Raw genomic sequence first — 17,502 nt, 5'->3', positions numbered from 1 at the left:
CGGTTACTGACGCAAGGTCCCGGCGCCAAATTCAGCTGGAGACGGGATGTCACTGCCATGAACCTGTGAGTGACAGTCGGTACAGCGATTCACAAAAAGCTGCTTTGCCCCGGAGGTCGTATCGAGAGTATGACCACCGTGGCACTGGAAACAGAGGAAAGGCAAAGCTGCCGACAAAAGCCCGTTATTGACCGAACCATGCGGAGTATGGCAATTGGCACAGTTCTCGGTGACATCGCCATGTTCGAAAGCAAACGGCCCCTGCTTCTCCATGTGGCACCGGGTACAGGTTTCCTTCGGGGTCGATCCGCGCAGGAGCTTGTCCTGCATCGAACCGTGCACCTCGTGACAGTCGGTGCAGGACATCTTTTTCTCCCGTAACGGGTGATGGGAGAAGAGATTGTTCTCAATCTTCACATCAGGATGGCAGCCATAGCAGAGTTCAGCCATCTCATCATGGCTGACCTTTTGCTGGGGACCCCGATGCAATTGGTGGCAGTCAAAGCAACTGACATCGTTCATTGCATGTGCGCTTGCATTCCAGAGTGCAAGGACCGGAGTAGAAGCGGCTGTATGGCATTTCAGACACAACAGGGACTGCGCCTGCGGTGGGAGGTTCATGATATCCAGGAATTTCGTTGTATCACATTTTTTGTTCTGGGAATCGTTCAGATCGGGGTCGTCGTCCAGATTGGCGATTGCCAGGCTCCCTGGACCGTGGCACGATTCGCAGTTAACCAGCGGCAAGCCGGTTTCAGGCTTGATCTGTTCACCATGAATACTGTGCCTGAAGTTGTCGGTTATCTTATCGTGCTTGTGGCACTTTGCCACGCAGTTATCCGTACCGACGTACTCGGCGTCCAATCGACCGACAATCAGACGTTCATATTCGCGCACCGGCAAAAGCGGCCTGCTTTGCTTCAAGTCGGCACATGCTGCACAGAGCGCCAACGTCAGGAAACCTGCTACTGTAATCTTTGCGCAGTGCCACACCACCCTGCCCCCCCTGCCTGAAACACAGTCGGAACTCCTACTGTCATCAGTCGGCATTGATACCTTTTGTCGTGGTAAAGATGAACCGCTTAACGATGGGATTCTGGCTCTGCTTGATTTCGCGCGGAGTCCCCACCTCGATGATCCGCCCTTCATGCATCATGCCAATCCGATCGGAAATATAGAGCGCAAAATTGAGATCATGCGTAACAATGATCGTGGTGTTCTTAGTTGTCTCTTTCAGCCCCAGAATGGTATTTGCCAGTTCGTCCGTATTGATCGGGTCAAGCTCGGCAGTAGGTTCATCATACAGGATCAGATCCGGGTTCATGGCCAGTGAACGGGCAATGGCGACACGTTTCTTCATCCCACCGGACAGTTCGGACGTTCTGAGACCTTCCTTGCCCTCAAGCCCCACCAACATCAGCTTCGACCGGATGATCTCCCTGATCCGCTGTTCCTTGCAGATCCGTTTCTCACGCAGCCAAAGGCCGACATTCTCACCAACCGTCAGGGAATTGAACAGGGCAGATGACTGGAATACCATGCTGTATCGGTAATTTCTGGACAACTCCTGCTTCTTGACATCGAAGATCGGCATGCCGTTGATGAATATCTGGCCGCTGTCAGGGGTCTCCAGCTTGACGATGTGCTTGAGCAGAACGCTCTTGCCGGTACCGGAAGGTCCGATTATGGAGAAGGTCTCTCCCGCCTTGATCTCCAGGTCCACATCCTGCAGAACCTGATGACTGCCAAACCGCTTACAGAGCTTGTCGATGCGGATCTCGACACCATGGGTATCTTCAAGATTGACGGCACAATCGGCATCATCACTATGAAAAAAGGTGTGTGCCAGACCATGCTTCACCTTGTCGACGATACCGTCGGTAGATATGTTCTGCTCCAGCAGAGATCGGAAGAACAAGTATTCACCTCGCATATGGTGCGAAAACATCGCAATAATAGCAGACCGGGCAGGCCAGTGCAACCTGAACAGGGCATCCATCGGCTAAAATAGTTCCTCGGCAGATGTTAAAATAGATATTTCTGCCGGTTTGAAAAATGGTGCTTACTCCTGTAGATGAATTGTGACAGGAGCAGAATCGCCAGTGCAGCAGCTATGTTGTTTATCCAGAGCCCTTCCTTGTGCACTTGAACCCCAATCACCCGTTCTATCTCTGCAGGCGTGATGAAATTCAGGTTGATGATAGTATTGAGCACCTCGAACAGATTATAGACGAGCAACAGATACCAGGTCAGATACTGCCGTTTGAGTATGCCGAGCAAAAGATAGAGACAGATGAGACAATCAGCGATAACCAGTACCTTTGCCGCGGAACCACTGTAGATCTTTCCGAGAAAAGGAAACGGATTGCCGAAGGTCGAGGCGGACACCAGGAAGAAGAAGAGATACAGTCCCGAAAGCAGGGTAAGTGCCATCGGCCGGCGCTCCTCGGTGTCATCATGTTCCAACCTCATTCCACCCCCTTATGAATATATGGCAACGGCATGCACTCCGATTATTTCTTTCGCCGCATGTCGCTAAGGGCGACACAGATAAAGATCACGACCATGACACCGGCAATGAATATCCAGTCTGCTGCACTGAATCCAAGCATCGCTCCCCCGCTCATCGTGCAAGATCGGTCAGGGCCTGCTGCGCGTCGGTAAAACCGGGATCACGCTGCAAGGCTTCCCTCAGGCACAGTTCCGCATCCCTCGGCATGGCCAGGTTCTGGAAACAGAGGCCGAGGTAATACCAGACCTCGGGCAAAGGGAATTCTTCACAAAAGGCCAGATCGTCGAGGACATCTCGCAGGATGGCGGCACATTCCTCGAAATCCCCCCCCTGGTAGCAGCCGAATGCAACGCCTATGGCTTCCAGGTAGTCCACCGGCGGGACCCGCGGTATAGCCCCCCCCTCGACCTTTGCGCAGCGAGCCACAAGCCGCTCGGCATCCGCGCCCTTCAGCCCGGGCAGAATCTCCCGCCAGTTCTCTGCAGCCTGCTGGTATCGGCCCAAAAGATAGAGCACCTCTCCAAGATGCAGCTTTACCGTCGCATCAGAGGGGTTGAGTTCCACGGCCCGCTTCAGGAAGGTTTCGGCCCGATACAGATTGACCGTCGATTGATGCAGCGCCGACATCCGTGTACCACGATCGAGAAACGTCGCTCCTATCTGCCCGATAATTCTAGGATCATCGGGCTGCAACAGAGCCATAACCTTCAGGTAATTGATCTTGCGGTCCAGATAGGAGACCTCGACATCCTTGTTGTCAAGCATCAGGATATGGCTGGCAAGCTCGGCAAGGTAATGGGGATAGGCATCGCGCAGCCATCCGGCATAGATCGTGTTGTTCACGCAGTCGGGATTGTTGCGCAGGGCAAGGTAGATCCCCTTGCCGACCATATCGTAACCCAGCCCCGCTTCATCCAGTTTCTGATGATCCGCTTCTTCCAGCGGCACCGGAATACCGTCGGTAAATGCGATTGAGACCCGTCCGTCCCGCCCTTCCAGCACTGAGCCTTCGGGTGGCGTGTAATAGACGATACCGTCAATGGGGGTCGGCTTGTTTCTCTCTAGAGCTCCGATGGGAGGTCCTCCTCTTCTTCCCTGCCGGGAAAAGTATTGATCTCTGCATGAATACCAATCATCTTGTATATCCGGATATTGTCCCACGGCTCGTCCAGGATACCGTCATGGATGGCCCAGCTGCGACCGCGGACCGTCCGATCCTGCCCCGGCATGCGAAACGGCGAGGAGCCGTCGAGGCGTCTGAACAACTTCCCTCCGGGCTCGAATTCCCGATCGATCATCTGCATCAGCATGCGTCCGGTCAGATAATCGAAACCGTATTTCTCATACCTGATCGCATTGTCGTAGGTCAATGGCTCCGCGACAATCATCTCGACGCCCAGGGAGTCTGCAAACCGCTCGAAAAGCGGGAAAAACTCCGCAAACATCCGCAGGCCGCGGCGGGTCTGATTGGGAAAGAGCCCTGCCTGCATTGCCCGTATCTCCTCGGGGATGTTGCGACCCAGGGTGGTAAAGCAATTATCCTGCCCCCTGCTGTCCAGGTCCACATCAAAGCGCCGGGCATATGGATCGTTGATGATGCAGAAAGCGAGCTCCAGCTGCCGATACGGGGTATCGGCAACATCCAGAAAAAAGACGGTGTCGCGGTCATACGGATGCAGCCGCACCTCCAGCCGGAGCAGCCCTAGACCCGGTGGAGCCGTAACAACGACGAGACGTTCCCCTTCTGCCGAACAGAATGTCTCGGCTGAAATCTGCAGCATCCGGCAGAGCCGCTCGGGGATGAGCGATCCGTAGATCCGCTCCTTTTCCCTGTCCGGAAGCGCATTCACCTCCCTCAGGCAAAAGAGAGGACTGCCAGAAACGCTCAGAAGCGGTGCATTACCGGGCAGATTTGCCATGGCCACCCATGTGTACGGGAAAGACAGTTTTCCTGATGGCGGCTATACTCTTCTCCACCGCATCGAGAGCCCTGTTCCTGTCGTCTTCCTGTGCCCAGTGCATGGCATCGAGCAGCATGCTGTGCTGATACCCCAATCCCTTGATCAGCCCCTGGAAGCGTGCCGGGAGGCGCGGGGGGAGACTGATGCCGTTCATGATGGCCCATGCCAGGGTCCAGGCCCTGGCAACATTCATGTTGTCGTAGCCGCCGCCACCCACTGCAACCCAGGGAATCCGCAGTGCCTTCAACTTCCTGAGGATATATGAGTAGCTATGGGTCGTGATCTCCAGCCTGGTGAGCGGATCGGTGCGAAAGGTATCGGCACCCAGCTGGGTAACCAGCAGATCCGGATCAAAGGCGGCTATCAGCGGGAAGGCAACTTCATCAAAGGCCTTCATGAACAGAGCGTCATCCGTGTGCGCCACCAGCGGGACATTGACCGAATAGCCACGTCCCTTCCCCGCGCCGATCTCGCGCTCAAATCCGGTACCAGGAAAAAAATAAATACCGCTTTCATGGAGCGAAACGGTCAGAACCTGATCAGTATCGTAAAACGCCTCCTGGACCCCGTCGCCATGATGGGCATCGATATCGAGGTAGACAACCCTTTTCCCGTGCTGCAACAAGCTGTTTATGGCAATGACCGCATCGTTCAGGTACGAAAACCCGGAAGCCTTTGCACGATGGGCGTGGTGCCAACCGCCGGCAAGGTTGAAGACGATGTCATACCCCTCTTCGACCACCATCCGTGCAGCTTCGACCGTGCCTGACGTCCCCAGCAGCGTCCAATCGTAAAGCCCTTCGAAAACGGGATTTTCCACATCACCGAGACCAAAGCGGAAATCCGCACGGGGTTGGCTATCAGCACTGAACTCTTTCAGCTTGGCCAGGTATTCGGCAGAGTGAAATCCCTGCAACGCCTCTTCGGTGACCAAGGGATAATCGTGCACCTCCCGCCCCACCGTGCCGATGAGGTCGTAGGCCATCATCAGTTCATAGGTCAACTGATAACGCTGAACATGAAAAGGATGATCGGCACCATAATCAAAGGTATTAAAACGATTGGAGTAAATCAGGGCCGTCCTGGCAGTCACCAAGACCTCCTCAATGCAATGCAGGCACCATATAAGGGCTTGTTAATTTGCAAACATTACCTTGATTTCCCTGTAACCGTCAACCCCAAATTACCCACCTACTTTCTGGGTAACCGTTTCCCTGAATTCCCCCTGCACTGCAATTTATCGGTTGACGACCAGCCTTTAGGCTGTATATTATTTGGCGGTTTGCTAGTTTAATGGCGACATAATACTTCACAGAGGGGGGTTACACCGCATGAGAATCGCAATCAATGGCTTCGGTAGGATCGGCAGGATGGTACTGCGCGCGGCAGCGAAGGAAAAAGGGATCGAGTTTGTCGCCATTAACGACTTGACCGACGCCAAAACCCTTGCCCATCTGCTCAAGTACGATTCGGTCCATGGCATTTTCCCCGGCAAGGTCGAAGCGACCGACGATGCCATTATTGTCAATGGCAAAGTCATCAAGATTTATGCGGAAAAGGACCCGTCCCTGCTCCCCTGGAAAAAGGAAAAGATCGACATCGTTCTTGAATCGACCGGCAGGTTCACTGCCCGCGACAAGGCCGAACTGCACCTCAAGGCAGGAGCGAAAAAGGTCATTATCTCCGCACCGGCCACCAACGAAGACATCACCATCGTCATGGGGGTCAACGACAACCTCTACGATCCCAAGAAGCACCATATCATCTCCAATGCTTCCTGCACCACCAACTGCCTCGCGCCGGTGGCCAAGATTCTCAACGACGCTTTCGGCATCGAAAAGGGCCTGGTAACCACGGTTCATTCCTATACCAACGACCAGAACATCCTCGATCTTCCCCACAAAGACCTGCGTCGCGCCCGCGCTGCCGCCATGTCCATGATTCCCACCTCGACCGGTGCGGCCAAGGCGGTTTCCCTGGTCCTTCCCGAACTGAAAGGCAAACTGGACGGGATGGCGATCCGCGTGCCGACCCCCAACGTCTCCGTGGTCGACCTGGTTGCAACCCTGAAAAAGAAGACCGACGCCGACAAGGTCAATGCAGCATTCAAGAAAGCATCCCGTGGCGACCTCAAGGGGATCCTCGGATTCTGTGAAGAACCGCTCGTCTCCATCGACTTCAACGGCAATCCCCTCTCGTCCATTGTCGATGCTCTCAGCACGAAGGTGCTCGACGGGAACATGGTCAAGGTGCTCTCCTGGTACGACAATGAGTGCGGCTTCTCCCAGCGGGTAGTCGACCTCTTCAAACTGGTTGGGAAATAACGAACTCTTACAATAATCAGGAGGGGGAGCGATCCCCCTCCTTTTTTTTACTTCAATGTACTGAGAACACGGGAGGTAACATGGCAATCCGCTATATCGATGAGATTGAAGACCTCAAGGGGAAAAAAGTTTTCATGCGGGTCGACTTCAACGTTCCCCTCGACGACAACCAGAACATTACCGAAGACACCCGGATACGGGCCGTTCTTCCCAGCATAAACTACGCTCTGGACTATAACGCCAAAGTCATCCTCGCCTCCCACCTGGGACGGCCCAAGGGGGAGCGAAAACCCAAATACTCCATGGCTCCCGCAGCCAAACGGCTCTCCCGCCTGCTGGGCAAGGAAGTAAAGCTCGCCCCCGACTGCATTGGCGATGAAGTCCGTGCGATGATCGACGACATGAAACCGGGCGATGTACTGATGCTGGAGAATGTCCGTTTCTATCCCGGCGAGGAAAAGAACGACGAGGATTTTGCCAAGGCGCTGACCAACGGTTGCGAGATCTACATCAACGACGCCTTTGCCGTCTCCCACCGCGCCCATGCCTCGGTGGAAGCGATTACCAGGTTCTTCCCCACCGTGGCTGCCGGCTTCCTGATGAAGAATGAAATGAACTACTTCGAAAAGGCCATGACCAAGCCGATCCGCCCCCTGGTGGCCATACTCGGCGGGGCAAAGGTGTCGGGCAAGCTCGAAGTCCTGGAAAACCTCATCAACAAGGTGGATAAGATCGTCATCGGCGGCGGGATGGCCTTCACCTTTCTCAAGGCTCTCGGCTACAATATCGGTAAATCGCTGGTAGAAGAGGATCTGCTCGAAACCGCCAGGAAGACCTATGAGGCTGCGAGGGAAAAAGGGATCAAGTTCTATCTCCCCGTGGACTGCGTTGTTGCCGACCGATTCAACCCCGAGGCCGAAACCAAGGTCACCCCGATCCAGGAGATCCCGGATGAATGGATGGCTCTGGATGTCGGGCCGGCAACTGTCACCCTCTTCACCGAGGCGCTACAGAATGCGAAGACTATCATCTGGAACGGCCCGATGGGGGTCTTTGAAATGGATGCCTTTTCCCGGGGGACCTTTGCCATGGTCTCGGCAGTCGCAAACTCCTATGCCCTGACCATTGTTGGCGGCGGCGACACCGATTCTGCGGTGCATCGTGCAGGAGAGTACGCCAAGATCAGCTACATATCCACTGGTGGTGGCGCATTCCTCGAACTTTTGGAAGGGAAAAAGCTTCCCGGCATCAAGGTACTGGAAGAGAACGGTCACAGATAGTTCGACCCCTCCCCTTTGGGGATCTACAGCAGCCATACGAGGTGAATTATGCGCAAACCCGTTATTGCCGGCAATTGGAAGCTCTTCAAGACCGGACAGGAAGCCAGTGAACTCATCGAGGCACTGGTGCCGCTGGTGCAGGATACCAAAGATGTGGAAATCGTCGTTGCTCCGGTATTCACCGTATTGAGCCGGGTCAGCGGCCTGATCGCCGCGACTCCCATCAACCTGGCGGCGCAGGATTGCTACTGGGAGGAAGAAGGCGCCTTTACCGGCGAGGTATCGCCCAAGATGCTCGTCGATGCGGGGTGCAGCCATGTCATCATCGGCCACTCAGAGCGACGGCAGTACTTTGCCGAAACCGATGAGACCGTTAACCGGAAGGTCAAGGCAGCCATGGCTGCAGGCCTGGTACCCATCGTCTGTGTCGGTGAAACCCTTGCCGAACGTGAGGCGAACACAACCCTGGACATTCTCAAGCGACAGGTAACCGGTGCCCTCGCCGGTATCGATGCCAGCATGATGGCCGGCATCATCATTGCCTATGAGCCAGTTTGGGCCATCGGCACCGGCAAGACCGCAACGGATGAAATGGCCCAGCAAGCCCATGCCTTTATCCGCAGCCAACTATCGGGGATTGGCGGCACCTCGACGGCCGCTGCCATCCGGATACTCTACGGCGGCAGCGTCAAGCCGGATAATGTGAAGGGGCTCATGGCCCAGATGGATATTGACGGCGCCCTTGTCGGAGGGGCCAGCCTCAAGGCGGATTCTTTCGCTGCCATTGTCAATTTCGGCAGCTAAAAGAGGCTTTTCTTTTTATGCCGAATCTGCTATATAAGAGGAGTTTTTCAACTGGAGGCAGATCGACATGACCTTTTTACTTGTATTCCTGCATCTCACCGTAAGCATCGCCCTGATTGCCATCGTACTCCTGCAGTCCGGCAAAGGTGCGGAGATGGGTGCATCCTTTGGCGCCAGCGGCAGCCAGTCAGTATTCGGAGCCGGCGGCGGCAATACGTTCATGAGTAAACTCACCACCGGTGCGGCCATCATCTTCATGTTGACCTCGCTCACCCTTGCCTACCGCTCGGGTCACTCGAGTTCCTCATCCATCATGTCGGGCAAAACAGCACCCAAAGCGGCACCTGCAGCACCGGCGCCCGCTGCCCCCATGCAAGCTCCCGGGGCAGCGCCTCAAGCCCCACAGCAGGCAGCCCCCCCGGCACAACCGGCTACCCCGGTGCCGGCACAGAAGTAAAACACGGCAAAGTTTACTCTTGACAGTATCTGCCTGGAAATGGTAGATAGAAAACCCGTTTCAAACGGGAACCATAATCAGATCTGCGGTGGTGGCGGAATTGGTAGACGCACCAGCTTGAGGGGCTGGCGGGAGCAATCTCGTGATGGTTCGAGTCCATTCCACCGCACCAAACAAAAGGCATCCTTCGGGATGCCTTTTTTCATGCCTGGCACGGGCCCTTTCACCCGTGAGGTTTCACAGGAGTGCGTGAAAACTGTGCGCCTGTCCATCCCGAAAAGTTTACATTGACATTCCTTGCTGATCTTCATTACGATTATTGAAATTCTGAAAGGCCCCGCCGCGATACGAATGATCTGCACACGCTTGACAGCATGCCTGTTGCTTTCTGTTTTTCTGCTCTTGAGCGTTAACAGCTATGCGCAGCATTTTTCCCGTTCCCCACAGGAAGAGGTCCGGGAAACCGCTGTAGCAAGTGACTGTTGTCCGACAACCGGCTGTCCCTGCTCCGACGATCACGGCACGGCTGGCGGATGCAGTTCCGAATGTTCCTGTTGCTCCTGCCTTGCCCCTCTGCCTTCTCCACTTGCTTATGCCTTTTCTCCGGCCACCTCAACGACCAACCGGTTAGAACCATACTGGACACTCCCCCAGGTATACCTCTCCATCTTTGTTCCCCCGCAGAACCAGGCCTGAATCCCAGGTTCCCTTCCATCCGGCGCATTCATTGTAGGACGCACACGATCCCCTTCATGCGGAATATGCAGGGGCATATTGTGAAATGTCGCGTTCCGTCACCAGAAGGAGTACTTCGTGAAAAGCACGGAAAGATCATCGACCCAGCCCATCTGGGACTATTTCTGCTCATTGAAACTCACCATGTTTCTCCTGCTTACCCTTGCCGTCACCTCCATCATCGGCACGGTCATACCGCAGGGGGCACCTCCCCCGGAATATCTGCAGACCATCGGCGAAAACAAATTCAAGTTATACAAGACACTAGGTTTTTTCGACATGTATCATTCCGGGTGGTTCATCTTGCTGCTGGCCCTGCTGACCAGTAATCTCATTGCCTGCTCGATCAAGAGGCTTCCCCAGATCTGGCGGCTCATCACCCGTCCGACTACGGTCATGGACGAAGGGTTGGGGAAAAGTCTCTCTCTTATCGAATCGGTCAGCGTCCATGCAGACCGTTCCCTGTTGCGGGACAAGTCGATTGCCCTGCTCAGGGCGGAATTCGGCGAACCCGTAGTCACGGAAGCAGACGGTTCCTGCCACCTATTTGCCCAGAAGACCCCCTGGTGCCGTCTTGCGGTATATATCGTTCATCTCAGCATCATTGTCATCTTCATCGGGGCAATCATCGGTTCGATTTTCGGCTATAAGGCCCATGTGAACATTATCGAAGGTGAGGCGGTCACGTCGGTCATGTCACGCACCGGCAAGGAGATCCCGCTCGATTTTGCCATTGGCTGCGAACAGTTCAGTGTCAGCTACTACGACACCGGCGCGCCAAAAGAGTTCAAGAGCATCCTGACCGTGCTCGAAGACAGGAAGCCGGTCCCCGGCTTCACCAGGGTTCCGATCATCGTCAACGATCCGCTGACCTACAAGGGGATAACCTTCTACCAGTCGAGTTACGGCAAGGTGGGTGAGCATCATTTCATCATCAGCAATAGGGACGGCAGCAATAAGACGCAGTTGACGGTCGACAGCAGTTCATCGGCGAAACTGCCCGACGGCAGCGGCATGCACGTCCTGGAATCGACACAGGACATCAGCCCCTTCCAGCCCGGCATGTCCGGACCTGCCGCGCACATCGAGGTGCATACGCCAACAGGTGAAACCAAGGCGGTGGTCATCTACGCCCAATACCCGGAGCTGAACGCACGGACATCAGAGCAGAACGGCCTGCCGCTCATATCCTATACCGGCGGCCAGGAACAGGAATATACGGGGCTGCAGGTAGTCAAGGACCCCGGCGTCTGGGTGGTGTGGCTCGGATGCTTTCTCATGGTGGCGGGTGTCTATGCGGCGTTCTTCATGTCGCACCGCCGAGTCTGGATACGGATCACTGATGGCGAGGTTACCATCGGCGGCCACAGCAACAAGAACCAGGCTGGATTCCAACCCGTTTTTGCCCGTCTCGTTGAGCGGCTGCGAAACGATATTTCCGGGGAGGGAGAGAAATGACCAGTTCACTTCTGTTCAACAGCACCACAATCGCCTATCTCGCGTCCATGCTGCTCTTCTTCATTTTTCTCGCCAGCCGTTCCAGGGGAGTCGGCACAGCAGGAAGCATTCTCGCCCTGGTCGGGCTGGTTCTGCAAACCGTGGCCATCGGCCTGCGCTGGAAGGAGTCATACGCCCTCGGCGTCGGCCATGTGCCGCTCTCCAATCTCTACGAATCGGTCGTCTTTTTTTCCTGGACCATTGTCCTGTTTTACTTCTTTCTCGATCTTAAATACAAACACCGGGTGATCGGAGCCTTTGTCATGCCGTTTGCGCTCCTCGGCATGGCGTGGGCGCAACTCGGGCTCAACAGCGGCATCGAGCCGCTCGTTCCCGCCCTGCAGAGCAACTGGCTGCTGTATCATGTCGTGACCTGCTTTCTCGGCTATGCAGCCTTTGCCGTGGCCTGCGGCATCTCGGTCATGTTCCTGATCCGTGAAGGCCACGAACGGCAGACCGATATCTCCGGCAAGAGTATCGTTGCCACATTCCCTGCCAGCAGGATTCTCGACGACCTCAACTACAAGGCGATCATGATCGGCTTCCCGCTCCTGACTCTGGGGATCGTCACCGGCGCAGCTTGGGCCAACTATGCCTGGGGCACCTACTGGAGCTGGGATCCCAAGGAAACCTGGTCCCTCATCGTCTGGTTCATCTATGCCGCTTTTCTCCATGCCCGCATCACCCGTGGCTGGTTCGGCAGGAGGGCGGCATGGCTCTCCATCATCGGTTTTGCCGCCACCATCTTCTGCTATCTCGGGGTCAACCTCCTCCTGTCGGGCCTCCACAGCTACGGTGGGGGCTCCTGATCCCCTACCCCCGTGAGGAATCGGGGGACACACCGATACATTCAGGGCGCTGAAACGACAACGCGCCTGATGACATGTCATCAGGCGCGTTGTCGCAAGAACAATGACCCTTGATGCCGTTTACACGGCCGGATGACCGGTGTGCCGGATATCCTTTCCCTTCACCATAAATATCACCATCTCAGCCACATTGGTGGCATGATCGGCAATCCGCTCCAGGCATTTGGCAATGGCATTGACCTTGATGGCACGGGCGATGGTCGTTGGTTCTGACATCATGAAAGTCAACAGTTCGCGCTGGATCTGCTCGTTCAGGTCATCGACAAACTGGTCGTCACCGCAGACCTTGAGGGCGAGACGGTCGTCCCCGCCGACAAAGGCGTCAAGCGCCTCCTTGACCATCACGCCGGCCCACTGGGCCATCCGCGGCAGGTCGATATACGGCTTCAACGGCGGTTCCTCGTTGAGCTCCTTGGCCCGTTTGCCGATATTGCGGCACTGGTCACCGATCCGCTCCAGATCGGTAACGATCTTCAACGCCAGGGTCAAAAAGCGGAGATCGCGTGCGGCCGGCTGGCGACGGGCCAATACCTGCAAGCACCGTTCATCGATCTCCATCTCCAGCCGATTGATCTCGTGATCAAAGGCGATGACCCGGTCGGCCAGCGCTGAATCACGCTCCACCAGTGACTTGAGGGCATCGTTGATCATCAACTCCACCTTGCCCCCCATCTCCAGGAGCTTGGAACGAATCTCGTTCAACTCTGCATCGTACTGCTTACTGTAATGTTCACGTTCCATGATTAACCGAACCTTCCTGTGATGTAATCCTCAGTCTGTTGCCTGTCGGGATTGGTGAATATCTTGCGGGTGTCGTTGCACTCTACCACTTCTCCCAGATAGAGGAAAGCCGTGTAATCGGATACCCGTGCCGCCTGCTGCATGTTGTGGGTCACGATGATCACTGTGTACTGTCCCTTGAGTTCGTCGATCAGCTCTTCGATCTTCAGCGTGGCAATGGGATCGAGTGCCGAGCAGGGCTCATCCATCAGGATGACCTCTGGCTGCACGGCAATGGTCCGGGCGATGCAGAGGCGCTGCTGTTGCCCGCCAGAGAGTTCCATGGCGCTCTTTTTCAACCGGTCCTTGACCTCATCCCACAAGGCGACCCTCTGCAGGCTCGACTCAACGATATCATCAGCCGCAGAACGCTTCAGGCGGCTGTTCAGCTTGAAACCGGCAATGACATTGTCGTAGATGGACATGGCCGGAAACGGGTTCGGTTTCTGGAACACCATGCCGATGCGACGCCGGATGGCCACGGGGTCGACCGAGCGGTCATAGATGTCGGTTTCGTCAAGGAGGATCCTGCCGCTTACCCGGGCCGAGGGGACCAGGTCATGCATCCGGTTCAGGCTGCGCAGGACCGTTGACTTGCCACACCCTGAAGGACCGATAATGGCGGTCACGCTATTGGCCGGGAAGTCAATGGAGACCTCCTTCACAGCATGGGTGCTGCCGAAATGGACATTGAGCTTGTCGAGACGTACTTTCGTGTTCATTGCATTCCTCTAGCGGGCCTGGCTCTGCCGGCCGAAATACCGTGCAGCCAGGCTCAGGGTAAACATGATGACCACCAGGACCAGCGCCCCTGCCCAGGCCAGCCGGTGCCAGTCATCATAAGGAGAGATGGCAAAATTGAAGATCTGCAGCGGGATGGCGGCCATGGGTTCGGTCATCTTCCTGCTCCAGAACTGGTTGCCCAGGGCGGTAAAGAGCAGCGGCGCCGTTTCGCCGGCGATCCGGGCGATCGCCAGCAGCACACCAGTAACGATACCGGTCCGTGCGCTTGCCAGCGTCACCTTGAGTGTCGTCCGCCAGAGCGGCACGCCCAGCGCCAATGAAGCCTCGCGCAGAGTTCCCGGCACCATCTTCAGTTGCTCCTCGGTGGTGCGGAGCACAATGGGGATCATAATCATCGCCAGAGAAACCGCACCGGCCAGGGCGGAAAAATTCTTCATCGGCACCACCAGCAGGGTGTAAGCAACCATGCCGGTGATGATGGATGGGATGCCAGCCAGGACATCGGCGCTGAAACGGATCACCGTGGACAAACGGTTACCGCCGTACTCGGTCAGGTAAACGGCCCCAAGGACACCGACCGGCAGGCCGATGCAGGATGCCATGGCGATCATGATGGCCGATCCCATCAGGCCGTTGGCCATGCCGCCGCCCGTCTCCCCGGTCGGCTTGGGTATCTGGGTGAAAAAATCCAGGTTGATGGAACTCGCTCCCATCTTCAGGATATGGAGGAAGATGATCACCAGCGGAGTCAGGACCGCGAGTGTCGCTGTGACCATGAGCAGGGTCATCAGGCCGTTTTTCAGGGAGCGTGCAGACAGATAACGGATCATGCCTTCCCTCCCGTGCTGCCACGGGTAACGCTCCAGATGAGCAACCGGGCCATGACGTTGATCAGCAGCGTGACAAAAAGCAGGATGAGACCGATCTCCATCAGCGCTGAGGCGTGCAGTTTGGAGGTCGTCTCGGCGAATTCGTTGGCAATGACGCTGGGCATGGTATAGGCAGGAGCCAGGAGCGACAGGGAAATCTGCGGCGTATTGCCGATGACCATGGTGACAGCCATGGTTTCACCGATGGCACGGCCAAGCCCGAGGATTACCGCACCGAGGATGCCGGAGCGGGCATAGGGAAGGAGCGCCATGCGAAGCATCTCCCAGCGGGTTGCTCCGAGTGCATAGGCAGCCTCTTTCTGGGCGAGGGGCACGGCCAGGAGCACCTCTTTCGTGATGGAGGTAATGATGGGGATGATCATGATCATCAGGATGAAAACCGCTGCCAGCATGCTCACGCCATAGGGCGCCCCCTGGAACAGGGGAAGAAAACCGAATTTGTCGATCAAAAACGGTTGCACCGTCTGCTGGAGCCACGGTGTCATGACCAGTATCCCCCAGAGACCGTAAATGACGCTGGGGATGGCGGCCAAAAGCTCCACCAGCGCCGCCACAATGCTACCCACCTTGCTCGGGGCGATGTCCGTAATGAACAGCGCCGTGCCGACGCTTAAGGGGGTTGCCAGCAGTATTGCCAGGATGGAGGATACGACCGAGCCGTATAAAAACGGCAGGGATCCGAATCGCTCCTGAACCGCATCCCATTCGCTACTGGTCACGAAGTCCCAGCCAAAGCGCTGCAGGGAAGGGAGGCTCTCCTTGACCATTTCCATTGCCATCAGCAGGAGGATCAGCAGGATGCTCGCGGCAAACAGGAGCGTGATCCACCGGAACAGCGTGTCTCCATGGGCGAACCTGCCAAAAAGCGACTTCCGTTTCATTTCCTCTCCTTGCACCGCCCATCCTCCGCACACTGTTGTCGTTATGCAGTCATCACCCAGTTCCTTCACGGTGTAGCCTTTCTGTAACAATCATTCAGGCGGAAAAAAGCCCGGAGATGGCGTCATCTCCGGGCGTGCGACGATTCTTACGATCAGTATTTGATGCTCTTGATGGTCTTGCCGACCATCTTGGCAACGTTAGCGGGAAGCGGCGCATAGAGCAGCGGTGCGGCCATCTTCTGACCCTGGTGCAGGCTCCAGTTCAGGAACTCCACGATCTTCTTCCCCTTGACCTTGTCATGCTGCTGCTCGTACACCAGCAGCCAGGTGAATCCAGCGGCAGGATAGGAGTCCTTGCCCGGCTGGTTTACCAGAGAAATCCGGTAGTCGGCGGGCATGCTCTTGGCAGCGCCGGCTGCGGCAGCACTGATCGACTTGATGGACGGCTCGATGAAATGCCCATCCCTGTTCTTAAGGAATGCGTAAGGGAGCTTGTTTTCGAAGGCATAGGCCAGCTCGACATAACCAATTGAAAACTGTGTGTTCTTCACCTGACCGGCAACTCCTTCGTTCCCCTTGCCGCCGAGACCGATGGGCCATTTTACCGATGCCCCCTTGCCGACCTTTCCTTCCCACTCCTTGCTGACGCCAGAGAGATAGTCGGTGAAGATGCTGGTGGTGCCGCTGCCATCCGAACGGTGCACAACGATGATCGCCTTGTCGGGCAGCTTCGCACCGGGGTTATCGTTGGCGATCCTCGGATCGTTCCACTTGGTGATCTTGCCGAGGAAGATGTCGGCCACGTCCTCAGAGGTCAGCTTGAGCCCCTTGGCAACACCGGGAATATTATAGGTAACCACGACTGCCCCCATGACCGTGGGGATGTGCAGGAGCTTGCCCGGTGCTCCCTTCAGCTCGGCATCGGAGAGGAACTTGTCCGAAGCGCCGAAATCGACGGTCTGGGCAGTGATCTGTTTGATGCCACCGCCGCTGCCGATGGACTGGTAGTTGAACTTGACGGTTCGGTCGATCTTGGCATACTCGCTGAACCACTTGGAGTAAAGCGGGTACGGGAAGGTGGCGCCGGCCCCGTTGATAAGGGTTTCGGCCCCGGCAAGGGTGGTCATTGCCAACAGGCTGGCAGCAACGAAAACGGTTATCCTCTTCAGCATCTTAAGCCCCCTTTTGTGTCGTTCACATAGTTGTCATCATACCCTGCAATTATTACAACCATGTTACAGTCATGCTAATTCTCTGTGAATTGTGCGGTCGTACAAGCTTACCAAACGCCGCTGCTAGAGTTCATGCTGCATGCGCCGGGGTGAATAACGGAGCGCAATGACCCGGATGCATGCCAAGGACAGTACCAGGGCGATCACCATGGCAACCTCCTGCCACTCCATGTCCCGGTACCAGAATGCCATGACCTCGGTGAGGACGGTAACGATCACGGTATCGATGATGTATGTTACCTTGACCCGCCCCTCAGAGAAGTAGGCCAGGGCGGTACGCAGGATCTCCACAATGGCAAGGACCGTCAGCATGTCCACCAGAACCGTCTTGAACGCCCCATGGAAATCCCCCCGCAGCACCAAGCGGAGGTCGTAGACGGTGCAGCCTATACCGGCAAGTATCGCCAGCAGAATCGTAACGATGAGCAGTGAGAGCAGTACCCGGGCAGAGCTCTCGAAAAAACGGATAATTTTCAGATCGACCGCTTCTTCGCGCCACATTGATATCCTCCTTTCATGTCATAAGGATGGTAGCA

18 protein-coding genes and 1 tRNA gene are annotated in these 17,502 nt (G+C 56.1%); 7 read left to right on the top strand and 12 right to left on the bottom strand.

Annotation, left to right across the window (positions count from 1 at the left end; genetic code table 11):
* Positions 1 to 3 precede the first annotated feature (3 nt).
* From GJT30_01455 to GJT30_01430, 6 genes are all read right to left on the bottom strand, one after another.
* Positions 4 to 1,050, bottom strand: coding sequence for a DmsE family decaheme c-type cytochrome (locus tag GJT30_01455; protein MSM38276.1), 1,047 nt, complete (start codon positions 1,048 to 1,050; stop codon positions 4 to 6).
* Entirely contained in the window at positions 1,040 to 1,873 is an 834-nt protein-coding gene (locus GJT30_01450) for an ATP-binding cassette domain-containing protein (protein MSM38275.1), read from the bottom strand. Before GJT30_01450 ends, GJT30_01455 begins: the two co-directional genes overlap by 11 nt.
* Positions 1,874 to 2,025: 152 nt before the next feature.
* On the bottom strand, positions 2,026 to 2,472 hold the full coding sequence (locus GJT30_01445; protein MSM38274.1) for a hypothetical protein: 447 nt from the start codon (positions 2,470 to 2,472) through the stop codon (positions 2,026 to 2,028).
* A gap of 151 nt (positions 2,473 to 2,623) precedes the next feature.
* Entirely contained in the window at positions 2,624 to 3,586 is a 963-nt protein-coding gene (locus tag GJT30_01440) for a hypothetical protein (GenBank protein MSM38273.1), read from the bottom strand.
* Positions 3,574 to 4,431, bottom strand: a complete 858-nt coding sequence (locus GJT30_01435; GenBank protein ID MSM38272.1) for a hypothetical protein — start codon at positions 4,429 to 4,431, stop codon at positions 3,574 to 3,576. The genes GJT30_01440 and GJT30_01435 overlap by 13 nt, the downstream gene beginning before the upstream one ends.
* Positions 4,412 to 5,566, bottom strand: a complete 1,155-nt coding sequence (locus GJT30_01430) for an acetoin utilization protein AcuC (GenBank protein MSM38271.1) — start codon at positions 5,564 to 5,566, stop codon at positions 4,412 to 4,414. The genes GJT30_01435 and GJT30_01430 overlap by 20 nt, the downstream gene beginning before the upstream one ends.
* A 238-nt stretch (positions 5,567 to 5,804) precedes the next feature.
* On the opposite strand from GJT30_01430, the gene gap reads away from it, so the two are divergent.
* The 7 genes from gap to ccsB all read left to right on the top strand — a co-directional run bounded on the left by gap (position 5,805) and on the right by ccsB (position 12,379).
* Positions 5,805 to 6,797 carry a type I glyceraldehyde-3-phosphate dehydrogenase gene (gene gap, locus GJT30_01425; protein ID MSM38270.1) on the top strand — a complete coding sequence of 331 codons (993 nt, stop codon included), beginning with the start codon at positions 5,805 to 5,807 and terminating at the stop codon, positions 6,795 to 6,797.
* 80 nt (positions 6,798 to 6,877) lie between these two features.
* A complete protein-coding gene (gene pgk, locus GJT30_01420) occupies positions 6,878 to 8,077 on the top strand; it encodes a phosphoglycerate kinase (protein ID MSM38269.1) in 1,200 nt (399 codons plus the stop codon).
* 48 nt (positions 8,078 to 8,125) lie between these two features.
* Positions 8,126 to 8,881: a triose-phosphate isomerase gene (locus tag GJT30_01415; protein MSM38268.1), complete on the top strand. Its 756-nt coding sequence runs from the start codon at positions 8,126 to 8,128 to the stop codon at positions 8,879 to 8,881.
* Positions 8,882 to 8,948: 67 nt separating this feature from the next.
* Complete coding sequence (gene secG / locus GJT30_01410; protein MSM38267.1) at positions 8,949 to 9,338, top strand: preprotein translocase subunit SecG; 390 nt, start codon at positions 8,949 to 8,951, stop codon at positions 9,336 to 9,338.
* An 85-nt stretch (positions 9,339 to 9,423) separates the two neighbouring features.
* Positions 9,424 to 9,510, top strand: a tRNA-Leu gene (locus GJT30_01405).
* Between the two features lie 707 nt (positions 9,511 to 10,217).
* A complete protein-coding gene (locus GJT30_01400; GenBank protein ID MSM38266.1) occupies positions 10,218 to 11,531 on the top strand; it encodes a cytochrome c biogenesis protein ResB in 1,314 nt (437 codons plus the stop codon).
* Positions 11,528 to 12,379: a c-type cytochrome biogenesis protein CcsB gene (ccsB, locus tag GJT30_01395; protein ID MSM38265.1), complete on the top strand. Its 852-nt coding sequence runs from the start codon at positions 11,528 to 11,530 to the stop codon at positions 12,377 to 12,379. The genes GJT30_01400 and ccsB overlap by 4 nt, the downstream gene beginning before the upstream one ends.
* A 120-nt stretch (positions 12,380 to 12,499) precedes the next feature.
* Here ccsB and phoU read toward each other — a convergent pair whose 3' ends face one another.
* The 6 genes from phoU to GJT30_01365 all read right to left on the bottom strand — a co-directional run bounded on the left by phoU (position 12,500) and on the right by GJT30_01365 (position 17,467).
* Complete coding sequence (gene phoU, locus GJT30_01390; protein ID MSM38264.1) at positions 12,500 to 13,180, bottom strand: phosphate signaling complex protein PhoU; 681 nt, start codon at positions 13,178 to 13,180, stop codon at positions 12,500 to 12,502.
* A gap of 2 nt (positions 13,181 to 13,182) precedes the next feature.
* A complete protein-coding gene (locus tag GJT30_01385) occupies positions 13,183 to 13,941 on the bottom strand; it encodes a phosphate ABC transporter ATP-binding protein (GenBank protein ID MSM38263.1) in 759 nt (252 codons plus the stop codon).
* A 9-nt stretch (positions 13,942 to 13,950) separates the two neighbouring features.
* Positions 13,951 to 14,793, bottom strand: coding sequence for a phosphate ABC transporter permease PstA (gene pstA / locus GJT30_01380; protein MSM38262.1), 843 nt, complete (start codon positions 14,791 to 14,793; stop codon positions 13,951 to 13,953).
* Positions 14,790 to 15,734, bottom strand: coding sequence for a phosphate ABC transporter permease subunit PstC (gene pstC, locus GJT30_01375; protein ID MSM38261.1), 945 nt, complete (start codon positions 15,732 to 15,734; stop codon positions 14,790 to 14,792). Before pstC ends, pstA begins: the two co-directional genes overlap by 4 nt.
* Positions 15,735 to 15,886: 152 nt before the next feature.
* Entirely contained in the window at positions 15,887 to 16,906 is a 1,020-nt protein-coding gene (gene pstS, locus GJT30_01370) for a phosphate ABC transporter substrate-binding protein PstS (protein ID MSM38260.1), read from the bottom strand.
* A 123-nt stretch (positions 16,907 to 17,029) separates the two neighbouring features.
* Complete coding sequence (locus GJT30_01365; protein ID MSM38259.1) at positions 17,030 to 17,467, bottom strand: hypothetical protein; 438 nt, start codon at positions 17,465 to 17,467, stop codon at positions 17,030 to 17,032.
* Between the last annotated feature and the right edge of the window lie 35 nt (positions 17,468 to 17,502).

The sequence above is a fragment of the Geobacter sp. genome (assembly GCA_009684525.1).
Classification (GTDB): domain Bacteria; phylum Desulfobacterota; class Desulfuromonadia; order Geobacterales; family DSM-12255; genus Geoanaerobacter.
The sequence above is the reverse complement of the archived record's forward strand: the minus strand, read 5'-3'. Positions and strand labels throughout refer to the sequence as shown.

What these genes read in the sequence shown, in the direction of transcription:
- GJT30_01455 (MSM38276.1), bottom strand. Translation starts at nt 1,050, where the DNA reads ATGCCGACTGATGACAGTAGGAGTTCCGACTGTGTTTCAGGCAGGGGG.
- GJT30_01445 (MSM38274.1), bottom strand. Translation starts at nt 2,472, where the DNA reads ATGAGGTTGGAACATGATGACACCGAGGAGCGCCGGCCGATGGCACTT.
- GJT30_01435 (MSM38272.1), bottom strand. Translation starts at nt 4,431, where the DNA reads ATGGCAAATCTGCCCGGTAATGCACCGCTTCTGAGCGTTTCTGGCAGT.
- gap (MSM38270.1), top strand. Translation starts at nt 5,805, where the DNA reads ATGAGAATCGCAATCAATGGCTTCGGTAGGATCGGCAGGATGGTACTG.
- pgk (MSM38269.1), top strand. Translation starts at nt 6,878, where the DNA reads ATGGCAATCCGCTATATCGATGAGATTGAAGACCTCAAGGGGAAAAAA.
- GJT30_01415 (MSM38268.1), top strand. Translation starts at nt 8,126, where the DNA reads ATGCGCAAACCCGTTATTGCCGGCAATTGGAAGCTCTTCAAGACCGGA.
- secG (MSM38267.1), top strand. Translation starts at nt 8,949, where the DNA reads ATGACCTTTTTACTTGTATTCCTGCATCTCACCGTAAGCATCGCCCTG.
- GJT30_01400 (MSM38266.1), top strand. Translation starts at nt 10,218, where the DNA reads ATGTTTCTCCTGCTTACCCTTGCCGTCACCTCCATCATCGGCACGGTC.
- ccsB (MSM38265.1), top strand. Translation starts at nt 11,528, where the DNA reads ATGACCAGTTCACTTCTGTTCAACAGCACCACAATCGCCTATCTCGCG.
- phoU (MSM38264.1), bottom strand. Translation starts at nt 13,180, where the DNA reads ATGGAACGTGAACATTACAGTAAGCAGTACGATGCAGAGTTGAACGAG.
- GJT30_01385 (MSM38263.1), bottom strand. Translation starts at nt 13,941, where the DNA reads ATGAACACGAAAGTACGTCTCGACAAGCTCAATGTCCATTTCGGCAGC.
- pstA (MSM38262.1), bottom strand. Translation starts at nt 14,793, where the DNA reads ATGATCCGTTATCTGTCTGCACGCTCCCTGAAAAACGGCCTGATGACC.
- pstC (MSM38261.1), bottom strand. Translation starts at nt 15,734, where the DNA reads ATGAAACGGAAGTCGCTTTTTGGCAGGTTCGCCCATGGAGACACGCTG.
- pstS (MSM38260.1), bottom strand. Translation starts at nt 16,906, where the DNA reads ATGCTGAAGAGGATAACCGTTTTCGTTGCTGCCAGCCTGTTGGCAATG.
- GJT30_01365 (MSM38259.1), bottom strand. Translation starts at nt 17,467, where the DNA reads ATGTGGCGCGAAGAAGCGGTCGATCTGAAAATTATCCGTTTTTTCGAG.